Below are 10,097 nucleotides of genomic sequence, written 5' to 3' on the forward strand. Positions count from 1 at the left end.
CGGCCGGGGTATGGGCGGCGGGCGCCGGGGCGGATTCTAGGCGCGCGCGGCCGTTCCAATCACAGACACCATCACAGGAACTGCGGGCAGGGGAAGGGACAGAGGCAGACCGATGGACGCGCAAACGAAGCGGGCACCCCCCGTCATCCAGCTCAACAAAGTGGCGAAGGTGTACAAGTCTGGCGACGTGGAGGTGCGGGCCCTGCGCGGCGTGGACTTCACGGTGGAGCCCGGGGAGTTCGTCTCCATCATGGGCTCCTCCGGTTCGGGCAAGTCCACGCTGATGAACATCCTGGGCTGCCTGGACCGGCCCACCTCCGGTGAGTACCTGCTCAACGGCCGCGAGGTGGCCCGCCTGGACCGCGACGGCCTGGCGCGCGTGCGCAACCGCACCCTGGGCTTCGTCTTCCAGAGCTTCAACCTGCTGGCGCGCACCACCGCGCTGGAGAACGTGGAGCTGCCCATGCTCTACGCGGGCGTGCCCTCGAAGGAGCGGCGTGCGCGGGCGAAGGAAGCGCTGGAGCGCGTGGGGCTGGGGGCCCGGCTGGACCACCACCCGAAGCAGCTCTCCGGCGGTCAGCAGCAGCGCGTGGCCATCGCTCGGGCGCTGGTGGGACGGCCTCGCGTCATCCTGGCGGACGAGCCCACGGGCAACCTGGACTCGCGCACCACGGTGGAGGTGATGGCGCTGTTCCAGCAACTGCAGAAGGAAGGCATGACGCTGGTGCTGGTGACGCACGAGCCGGACGTGGCCGAGTACACCCAGCGCATCGTGGTGGTGAAGGACGGGCGCATCGTGAACGACAGACGCCAGACGCCGAACCCGGCGGTGGTGCCCGCCGAGGAGGTGGGGACATGAACATCATGGAGACACTCGTCCTGGCGCTGCGTGCGCTGTTGCGCTCGAAGACGCGCTCGGTGCTCACCGCGCTGGGCATCATCATCGGCGTGGGCGCGGTCATCGCCATGGTGGCCATTGGCGACGGCGCGAAGGCCAGCGTGCAGAAGGTCTTCGACTCCATGGGCACCAACCTGCTCATCATCCTGCCGGGCTCGTCCAAGTCCGGTGGCGCGCGCGGCGGCTTCGGCAGCCAGCCCACCATCACCTGGGACGACCTGGAGGCCGTGCGCACGCAGGTGGCCAGCGTGCGCGGCGCCGCGCCGGAGATGCGCTCCAACGCGCAGGTGTTCAGCGAGGACCAGAACTGGAACACCAGCATCATCGGCACCACGACGGACTACTTCTCCGTGCGCAGCTGGACCATGGCGAAGGGCGCGCACTTCACGGACGCGGACAACGAGGCCGGCGCGAAGGTGGCGGTGCTGGGCCAGACGGTGGTGGACAACCTCTACGGCAAGGGCTTCAACCCCGTGGGGCAGGTCATCCGCATCAACAAGACGCCCTTCACCGTGATGGGCGTGACGGCGCCCAAGGGCCAGTCGCCCGTGGGCCAGGACTTCGACAACACGGTGTTCGTGCCGGCCACCACGTTCAAGCGGCAGGTGCAGGCGCAGAGCCTGGGCGCGTACATCACCGGCGCGGTGTTCGTGCAGGCGGCCAGCGCGGACCTCACGGCCAAGGCCCAGACGGACGTGACGAACCTGCTGCGCGAGCGTCACCGGCTGGGCGAGGACGACGCCAACGACTTCGACGTGCGCAACCTGGCGGAGGTGGCCAGCGGCCAGCAGCAGAGCACGGAGACGTTGAGCCTGCTGCTCGCGGCCATCGCGGCGGTGTCGCTGGTGGTGGGCGGTATCGGCATCATGAACATCATGCTGGTGAGCGTCACCGAGCGGACGCGCGAGATTGGCGTGCGCGTGGCGGTGGGCGCCCGTCCGCGAGACATCCTGGCGCAGTTCCTCATCGAGGCGCTGACGCTGGCGGTGCTGGGCGGCATCATCGGCGCGGCCGTGGGCCTGGGCGTGGCGAAGCTGCTCGCCGCGCAGTTCGGCTGGCCCATGCTGGTCCGTCCTGACGTCGCGCTGCTGGCCATCGTGTTCAGCGGCCTGGTTGGGGTCGTCTTCGGTCTGTATCCGGCGCGCAAGGCGAGCCTGTTGGATCCCATCGATGCACTGAGGTACGAGTGATGCGCGCGCTTCCGTTGACGCTTTCGTTGTGCCTCCTGCCCGTGGTCGCGGGGGCCCAGACGGCCCAGCCCGCCGCCTCGCAGGCCCAGGCTCCGGCGACGGCCCCGGCCGCCACGCCGCAGGCCCCGGCTCCAGCGAAGCCCGTGACGCCTCCGGCCGTGCAGCAGTCCCTGACGATGTCCGCCGCCGAGGGGCGCGTCATCACCCTGGCGGACGCGGAGGCCGCGGCGCGCCAGTACCAGCCGTCGCTGCGCTCGGCGCAGGCGAGCACCGACGCGGCGTATGCCCGGGTGGACCAGTCCTTCTCCAGCTTCCTGCCGCAGGTGAGCGCCAACGCTGGCTACACGCTGGGCACCAGCAACCGGGCCGTCATCCAGAACGTGCCGGGCAGCGACACCGGCGTGGTGTCCAACTCCACGCGGCGCTTCAGCGGCAGCATCGCCGCCAACCAGCTCATCTACGACTTCGGCAAGACGTCTGGCCGCTACAACGCGTCGAAGGAGACGGCGGGCGCGCAGGAGGACTCGCAGGAGCAGGTGCTCCAGGACGCGCTGCGGAATGTGCGCACGGCGTACTTCAACGTCCTCACGCAGAAGGCTCTCCTGGGCGTGGCGCGCGAGACGCTCCAGAGCGAGGAGGCCCGGCTCAACCAGGTGAACGCGTCCGTGCAGGTGGGCTCTCGGCCGGAGATTGACCTGCTCCAGCAGCGCACCGCGAAGGCCAACGCGCAGGTGGCGCTCATCCGCGCGCAGAACGCCTATGCCACCGCGAAGGCGCAGCTCAACCAGGCCATGGGCGTGGAGACGGCCACCGACTACACCGTGCAGGACGTGACGGTGGCGGCCATCACGGGCGAGGACGAGGTGCTGGACGCGCTGGTGAAGCGCGCGCTGGAGGCCCGTCCCGACGTCGCCGCGCGCGAGCGGCAGATTTCCGCGCAGGAGTCCCAGGTGAAGGTGACGAAGGCCGGCCACCTGCCCTCCTTGAGCGCCACGGGCAACCTGTCCGACGTGGGGGCGAACCCGTTCAACGGCGCCACGCTGAGCGCGCAGGGCGGCGTCCAGCTGAGCTGGGCGCTGTTCCAGGGCGGGCTCGTCAACGCGCAGACGCGCGAGGCCAACGCCAACCTGCGCGACCTCCAGGCGCAGAAGGACGCGCTCCGGCAGCAGGTGCGGCTCCAGGTGGAGCAGGCCCGGCTCAACGTGGTGGCCACGCGCGAGGCGCTCACCGCCGCGGACGAGGCCCAGGTGAATGCGCGCGAGCGGCTGCGGCTGGCCGAAGGGCGCTACCGCGCGGGCGTGGGCAACATCATCGAGGTGAGCGACGCGCAGGTGGCCTTCACCAACGCCGCTGCCCAGCAGGTGCAGGCGACGTACGACCTGGCCACCTCTCGCGCGGAGCTGGCGCGCGCCCTGGGCACGGTGGAGTTGACCACCCTGGCGTCGCGGTAGCGGCCACGACGCCACTCGGAAGCGGGTGGCGGCGGGGCGTGTATCTGGGCGGCACTGAAAACATGAGCCAACCCTGAAGGGTGGCAGTGGCGGCAGGACGCTTCAGCACCGTAGGAAACGGCGGCTCCAACGTCCTGGGTCACCTCCGGACAAGCCCGTAAACGCGCGGAGATGCACTTCGCGGAGGCTGTTTCCAGAGGGCGCTCCGTCTCAAAAGAGCCATGGGTGTCGGGGTTGCCCGGACTCCGAAAGTCCACCTCCCGCGCAGCGACCCTATGGGTGAACAATGGGAGGCTGACCCGGCAAGTTCTGTCTGTCTGCCTCTATACGTCCTATGCCGTCGGCCAAACGTTTCGGGTCGGCAAGCGAAGGCATGGACAAGAAACTCGCAACCACCATCGGCGCATCGGCACGGGTCGCCCGGGGCCGCATGGAGCTTACGCAGGCCGACGTCGCCGAGCGAATCGACGTGGCCACGGAAGTGTACGGCCGCCTTGAGCGCGGCGGCATGCTCCCCAGCGTCCAGACCCTGCTGAAGCTGTGCCACGAGCTGCACGTCTCCGCGGACGAGCTGCTGGGACTCGCGGCGCAGGGCGCTCCGCCGTCGCGCGCCAGCGAGGCCCCTCCGCCCACGCCGGAGCGTCCGGAAGTGCGCCGGCTGCTGCGCAGCGTGCGTCAGTTGGACCCCGGCCAGGTGAAGCTGCTGGGCCTGGTGGCCAACGCGCTGACGCGGCGGTAGCCACCCTCCACTCCCGCTTCAGAGGTTCGACAGGACGCGATCCAGGTCCGCGGGCCGCACCGGCTTGGTGAGGTGCACGTCGAACCCGGCCTTCAGGGCCTGCTGGTAGGCCTCCGGGTCGCCGTAGCCGCTGAGCGCCACCAGCCGCAGCCCCTGCCCCACGCGCGCGCGCAGCGTCCGGGCCACCTGGAAGCCGTCCATCCCCGGCAGGCCAATGTCCACCAGCGCCAGGTCCGGCGCGTGCTCCAGGGCCAGCTCCACGCCCCGCACGCCGTCCTGGGCCACAGCCACCTGGTGACCCCACAGCTCCAGCAGGTCGCGCATGGACTGGCGCGCGTCCGAGTTGTCCTCCACCAGCAGGATGCGCCGCGCGCGCCGTGCATCCAGGAGGTTCGTCCCGGCCGCCAGGGGGACGCGGTCCGCGGGGAGCAGGGGCAGCCGCACCACGAACTCACTGCCCCGGCCCGGGCCGCCGCTGGTGGCCTCCACGGTGCCGCCGTGCATCCGCACCAGCGTGCGCACCAGGGTGAGACCAATGCCCAGGCCCCCGCGCGAGCGCTCCAGGGACGTGTCCGCCTGGGCGAACAGCTCGAACATGGCGGGCAGCTTCTCCTGCGAGATGCCGATGCCGGTGTCCTTCACCCGCAGCACCGCCTGCGCGCCGCCGTCCACGCCCTCCTGGAACAGCTCCACGGTGACGCTGCCCTCGTCCGTGTACTTGGCCGCGTTGTCCACCAGGTTGGTGAAGACCTGCTCCAGGCGCGTGGCGTCGCCCTCCAGCCACAGCGGCGCGCGCGGCAGGTGGACCTCCAGCTTCAGGCCGCGGGCCTCCACGCGGGGGCGCAGGATGGCGAGCACCTGCTGGAAGGTCGCCGTGAGGCTCACCGGCTCCGTCCGCAGCTCCACCTTGCCCCGGGTGATGCGGCTGACGTCCAGCAGGTCATCCACCAGCCGCGCCAGGTGGTGCGTCTGGCGCTGGATGATGCCGTGCATCCGCGCTTCCTTGGTGTCCGAGGGCCCCTTGCGCTCCAGGATGCCAATGGACGTCATGATGGCGGCCAGCGGGTTGCGCAGCTCATGGGCCAGCATGGCCAGGAACTCGTCCTTGCGCCGGTCCATTTCAATGAGCTGATCCGTGCGCAGCCGGGCCTGCTGCTCCGCGTGGCGCAGGCGCAACAGCGAGCGCACCGTGGCGATGAGCTCCGAGGGTTCGTAGGGCTGGGTGAGGTACGCGTCCGCGCCGCCCTCCAGGCCCTGCACCTTCTTGTCCGGCGTGACGAACGTCGCGGACGTGTGCATCACCGCGATGGAGGCCGTGGCCGAGTTGGCCCTCAGCCGCGCGCAGACCTCATAGCCGCTGATGTCCGGCAGCTTCACGTCCAGGACGATGACGTCCGGGCGGTGCTCCTCCGCCATGAGGAGCGCCGCCATGCCGGTGGCCGCCTCCAGCACGTGGTAGCCGGACATCTCCAGGATGCGGTTGACCAGGTAGCGGTTGGCCTCGTCGTCGTTGACGTTGAGGACCGTTGCCAGACGCGACTCCTCAGCCACGGGAGCTCCCCTCGCGCAGCTCCCGGTTCCCCAGCCCCGCCTTGGACAGTGCGTCGCGGATGCGGGTGATGGCCACCTCGCGGCTGAGCGTGTGCTTGGCCAGGATGGCGGACGTCTCGCGCGCCAGCCGCTGGCGCTCCGGCTCCTGCAACTGGTGGGAGGTGTGCAGGATGATGGGGATGTCGCGCGTGCGCGGGTCCGCCTTCAGTTCGTCCAGCACGTCGAAGGCGGTGATGTCCGGCAGCACGAAGTCCAGGAAGATGAGGTGCGGGGCGTGCTCGCGGGCGATCCTCACGCCCTCGCGGCCGTTGGCGGCCTCCAGCAGTTGGAACTGCGTGTCCTTGAGCAACTGCTTGAGCAGGTAGCGGTGCACGTCGTCGTCGTCGATGATGAGCACCCGCTCCACCGGCCCGGTGCGCGCCATCGCCGTCAGCTTCTTCTGCAGGCGCACCTCGTCCACGGGCTTGAGCCAGAACTCGTCCGCGCCCAGGGCGCGCGCCTTCTGCTCGCGGTCCGTCACGGTGACGACGAGGACGGGGATGTCGCGCGTCTGCTCCCCGTTCTTCATCTCCGCGAGGAAGTTCCAGCTCGTCTCGCCCTCCAGCATCACGTCCAGCACCATGGCCGCGGGGCGCACGCGCTGCATCGCCTTGCGCGCTTCCTCCACGCTGCGCACGGGCAGCACCTGGAAGCCGGAGCGCGCCAGGTACTTCTCGTAGAGGAAGAGCGTCTGGCGGTCGTCCTCCAGCACCAGCACCGGGGCGCGCGAGGGGTCCAGCGTCTCGCTGCGCTGGGTGAGCCCCGTCATCTCCGACACCTCCGGGTGGACGCGCGGCAGGGTGATGAGGAAGGTGGCGCCTTCCCCCAGCTGGCTCTTCACGGTGAGCGTGCCGCCCAACAGCTCCGTCAGCTTGCGCGCCAGGGGCAGGCCCAGGCCGGTGCCCTTCACGCGCCGCTGCAGGGGGCTGTCCACCTGGATGAACTCCTCGAAGACGCGGTCGTGGTTCTCCGGCGCGATGCCGATGCCCGTGTCCTTCACGGAGAACACCACCGTGTCGCGCGGGCCCCGGGCCGCGGACACCGTGACGGCGCCGGACTCGGTGAACTTGAGCGCGTTGGAGATGAGGTTGCGCAGCACCTGGCTGAGCTTGGCCTCGTCCGTCTCCAGCTCCAGGGGCTCCGCCGACTCCTCGAAGTCGAGCGCCACCGTCGAGTCCGTCGCCAGCAGGGGACGCGTCATGCCGCGCATCGCGCTGATGAGGTCGGACGCGACGAATCGGGTGTGGCGCAGCGTCGTCTTGCCGGACTCCACCTTGGACAGGTCCAACAGGTCGTTGACCAGCTCGAAGAGCGCCTCCGCGGAGCCGCGGATGAACTGGACCTGCTTCTCCTGCTCCGGCGCGAGGCTGCCGTTGAGCGGGTTGAGCAGCACCTTGGACAGCCCGAGGATGGAGTGCAGCGGCGTGCGGAACTCGTGGCTCACGTTGGCCACCACGCGGCTCTTGATTTCGGACGCGCGCTGGAGGCTCTCCGCCTTCTCATCCAGGGCTGCGTGCAGGGTGCGCACGCCCTTGTTGGATTCCTCCAGCTCGCGGTTGAGGCGGGCCAGTTCCTCCGCGCGGCGCTTGAGCTCGTGCTGTTGGCGCTCCGTCTCGCGGTGGAGCGCGGACAGTTCGCCCAGTGTGGTGCTCACCTGGGTGAGCGCGGTGCCGTAGTCCTCCGGCACCAGGCTGCCCACCAGCGCGATGCCGCCCTCGTGCGGCCGGGCGCGGAAGGCGAACGTCGCGGGCTTGTGGTGGCTCTGGAGGATGAGCTCCCAGCTGTCCACGGCCTCGTCGCGCGCCTGCACGAGCAGCTTCTCGACCTTGCTCTCGCTGCCGTGGCTCGCCAGGCTCTGCAGCGTCTGGCCGGGCTTGACGTCCAGGAGGCGCGCGGCGCGCTCGTCGCGCCAGACGATCGTGCCCTGCGCATCACAGGCCAAAGCCAGCTCGCGGCTGAGGGATTCGAAGATCCCGGAGTCGCGGTCCTCTTCCTTCATCATGAGTGGGTCTCCTCCCACGAATCGGGCATCCGCGCGAGCAACGTCCGCGCTTCAGGGGGGCCGTCCGCCAGGGCCGCTTTCAATGCGTCCAGGGTTTGGAGAAGGGTCAGGGGGGACAGTCTCCGTTGGGGCCAGAATCCCGCGTACCACTGCAGATGGGCGTTCCACAGGTCCGCACGACCCAGGGCGAGCGCATCCGAGAGATAGGACAACTGGAGCCGCACCTCTTGTTCCAGGCGGGGGCGGCTTCCGGAGGGAAGCGGGCCCTCCGTGCGCCGGACGACCACGCTGATGATGGCGGCGGCGTCCGACTCCACGGCGTGGGCGGGGCCGTCTTTGTACCGCAGGGCCTGTCGGGCGGAGTGGACGTAGGTGTGGGGCAGGGAGTCCGGGCCGAAGCCCTCCGCCTGGAGCGCGTGGGCGAGCCCGTCGAAGTGCTGATCCAGGTGCAGCGAGCACATGCCGCGCGTGACGAGCAGGGTGCGCAGCCAGCGCGCGTAGTCCTCGATGATGGCGGGGCGCGCAGCGTCCAGTGCTTGCACGAGGTAGCGCACGTGGAAGACGGCGTCTTCGTCACCGAAGCGGCGGGCGCGCTGGATGCCGTAGCGCGCGGCCCAGAACGGGTCTTCGTACAAAGCCTGAACAGAGTTGGATGCGAGGAACGCGGTCCGCGCTTCCACCTGGAGGCTCACGTGCGGCATGGCGTCAGACCCCCAGGAGGCGGCAGGCGGAGGCGACGAGCTCGCGGACGCTCTTGCCGAAGAAGGACACGGCCAGTTCGTCCTCGAGGACGGGGCCCCAGTCGAAGGCGAGCCCACCCACGGCGATGGGCAGGGACGGGGAGACTTCACGCACCTTGCGCACGGCCTCGCGGACCTGGGGCATGTGGAAGGGCATGGAGACGGAGAGGGCCAGCAGGTCCGGCGGGGACTCGCGCACCATGCGGGCCAGGTGATCCGCGGGCACGTTGGCGCCGAGGAAGCGCACGTTGAAGCCGGCCATCTCCAGGAAGTCGCTGGCCATGCGCGCGCCCACTTCGTGCAGTTCGCCCTCCACGCACGCCATCAACACGACCTTGTCGTTGGACGGGTCGCGGGGCAGGTGGCGGTACAGGTGGGCCAGGACGTACTGGGAGATGGCGGTGGCCAGGTGTTCCTGGGCCACGGAGATGACGTTCTCCTGCCAGAGCCGCCCGATTTCGTACTGGGCCGCCTGGATGACCTCCAGGTGGAGCTCCTGGAGAGGCACGCCGCACAGCAGGCCCTCGTCCACGAGCAGGCGCAGGGCCTCCTGTCGGTTCCCGGAGAGCTGCGCGGACAGATACCGCGCCCGCAGCGAATCGATGGCAGGGGTCGTTTGGATCACGGGAGCCGGTAGCGAACGGGGCAGGGTAGGGGTGTTCCAGCTTCCGTTAAACCCTGGAGCGTTCTCCCGCTTCCGTAAGTGAACAGTCCCCTGTCCTGCGGATCGAACGTTCGCTTTTCTGCTTGCAGGTCAGGCGGGCTCGCGAGTGGGTCTTGCGGCCTGAACGCGCTTTGCTGGAATTCATGCCTGGCCGCTCTTGCTGGTCTGGTTGGAGCCTCGTGGCCGGTCTGGGCCTGTTGGTGGGCTGCTCGGCTCCGCACCTGGCTTGATGCGCGCACCTAGCGGCTGGATGCGCTGTAGGAAGGCCGGATGCGAGGTCGGATCATGTCGCTGAAGACTGTTGCGTTGGTGCTGGGACTGCTGGGCTGCGCCCGGAGGCCCGAGCCTCTTTCGGCGCCAGTGCTTGAAGACCGGACCGTCCGCTTCCCGGTCTCTTCCGATGCCGACGCGGGCGTCATCCTGGCCGGTGTGCCGGTCGTGCTGGATGGCGAGACCCTGCGCGCGTTGACGATCGTCTCGCGGGACCTGTTCCCGCTGGGGAGCGCGGCGACGTCCTGTGACAGCCGACCGGAGTCCTACACGTACCGGGTGCTCCGGCAGGACGGCCTGCTCTTCGTCTTCGTGGACGAGAACCCCGCAGCGTGTGGACGGCGTTTTCCGTCGCTCGACTCCGGCGCGAAGTACGCCCTTCGCCCGGATGGGCGCATCCTCCGGCGCGTCGTCGACGGCGTGGACGCGGATGACGACCTGCGGGGCGTGATGCTTCCAGATGGTGGCGTGCAGACCGTCCTCGTGCCCCCGAGCCAGGGCTTGCTTCCGGGGGACGCAGGAGAGTGAGGGCCATGGGTGGGCGGGTGTGCTC

General features: G+C 69.7%; 9 protein-coding genes. 5 read left to right on the plus strand and 4 right to left on the minus strand.

The features are described 5' to 3' along the window. Positions 1 to 112: 112 nt before the first annotated feature. From D7V77_RS37170 to D7V77_RS37185, 4 genes are all read left to right on the plus strand, one after another. A complete protein-coding gene (locus D7V77_RS37170) occupies positions 113 to 859 on the plus strand; it encodes an ABC transporter ATP-binding protein (protein ID WP_120580988.1) in 747 nt (248 codons plus the stop codon). Further along, positions 856 to 2,088 (plus strand): ABC transporter permease, encoded by a 1,233-nt coding sequence (locus tag D7V77_RS37175; RefSeq protein WP_120580989.1) that lies wholly within the window; start codon positions 856 to 858, stop codon positions 2,086 to 2,088. Before D7V77_RS37170 ends, D7V77_RS37175 begins: the two co-directional genes overlap by 4 nt. Further along, on the plus strand, positions 2,088 to 3,539 hold the full coding sequence (locus tag D7V77_RS37180) for a TolC family protein (RefSeq protein ID WP_120580990.1): 1,452 nt from the start codon (positions 2,088 to 2,090) through the stop codon (positions 3,537 to 3,539). The genes D7V77_RS37175 and D7V77_RS37180 overlap by 1 nt, the downstream gene beginning before the upstream one ends. A 373-nt stretch (positions 3,540 to 3,912) precedes the next feature. Further along, positions 3,913 to 4,278, plus strand: coding sequence for a helix-turn-helix transcriptional regulator (locus D7V77_RS37185; RefSeq protein WP_120580991.1), 366 nt, complete (start codon positions 3,913 to 3,915; stop codon positions 4,276 to 4,278). An 18-nt stretch (positions 4,279 to 4,296) separates the two neighbouring features. Here the strand turns inward: D7V77_RS37185 and D7V77_RS37190 are convergent, their stop codons facing one another. The 4 genes from D7V77_RS37190 to D7V77_RS37205 are packed head-to-tail and all read right to left on the minus strand — an operon-like array spanning position 4,297 to position 9,235. Then, positions 4,297 to 5,829 carry a response regulator gene (locus tag D7V77_RS37190; RefSeq protein WP_120580992.1) on the minus strand — a complete coding sequence of 511 codons (1,533 nt, stop codon included), beginning with the start codon at positions 5,827 to 5,829 and terminating at the stop codon, positions 4,297 to 4,299. After that, positions 5,822 to 7,870: a hybrid sensor histidine kinase/response regulator gene (locus D7V77_RS37195; RefSeq protein WP_120580993.1), complete on the minus strand. Its 2,049-nt coding sequence runs from the start codon at positions 7,868 to 7,870 to the stop codon at positions 5,822 to 5,824. The genes D7V77_RS37190 and D7V77_RS37195 overlap by 8 nt, the downstream gene beginning before the upstream one ends. Beyond that, entirely contained in the window at positions 7,867 to 8,571 is a 705-nt protein-coding gene (locus tag D7V77_RS37200; protein WP_120580994.1) for a hypothetical protein, read from the minus strand. The genes D7V77_RS37195 and D7V77_RS37200 overlap by 4 nt, the downstream gene beginning before the upstream one ends. Before the next feature lie 4 nt (positions 8,572 to 8,575). Continuing rightward, the gene (locus D7V77_RS37205; RefSeq protein ID WP_120580995.1) at positions 8,576 to 9,235 is read right to left on the minus strand and encodes a B12-binding domain-containing protein; all 660 of its coding nucleotides are present in this window, start codon (positions 9,233 to 9,235) and stop codon (positions 8,576 to 8,578) included. Positions 9,236 to 9,544: 309 nt separating this feature from the next. On the opposite strand from D7V77_RS37205, the gene D7V77_RS37210 reads away from it, so the two are divergent. After that, complete coding sequence (locus D7V77_RS37210) at positions 9,545 to 10,072, plus strand: hypothetical protein (protein WP_147452281.1); 528 nt, start codon at positions 9,545 to 9,547, stop codon at positions 10,070 to 10,072. Positions 10,073 to 10,097 lie beyond the last annotated feature (25 nt).

It is taken from the genome of Corallococcus sp. CA041A (assembly GCF_003612075.1).
Lineage (GTDB): Bacteria > Myxococcota > Myxococcia > Myxococcales > Myxococcaceae > Corallococcus > Corallococcus exiguus.

Bases quoted from the DNA above. Each gene is read 5' to 3' on its own strand.
- D7V77_RS37170 (WP_120580988.1), top strand. From the start codon at position 113: ATGGACGCGCAAACGAAGCGGGCACCCCCCGTCATCCAGCTCAACAAA.
- D7V77_RS37175 (WP_120580989.1), top strand. From the start codon at position 856: ATGAACATCATGGAGACACTCGTCCTGGCGCTGCGTGCGCTGTTGCGC.
- D7V77_RS37180 (WP_120580990.1), top strand. From the start codon at position 2,088: ATGCGCGCGCTTCCGTTGACGCTTTCGTTGTGCCTCCTGCCCGTGGTC.
- D7V77_RS37185 (WP_120580991.1), top strand. From the start codon at position 3,913: ATGGACAAGAAACTCGCAACCACCATCGGCGCATCGGCACGGGTCGCC.
- D7V77_RS37195 (WP_120580993.1), bottom strand. From the start codon at position 7,870: ATGATGAAGGAAGAGGACCGCGACTCCGGGATCTTCGAATCCCTCAGC.
- D7V77_RS37200 (WP_120580994.1), bottom strand. From the start codon at position 8,571: ATGCCGCACGTGAGCCTCCAGGTGGAAGCGCGGACCGCGTTCCTCGCA.
- D7V77_RS37210 (WP_147452281.1), top strand. From the start codon at position 9,545: ATGCGAGGTCGGATCATGTCGCTGAAGACTGTTGCGTTGGTGCTGGGA.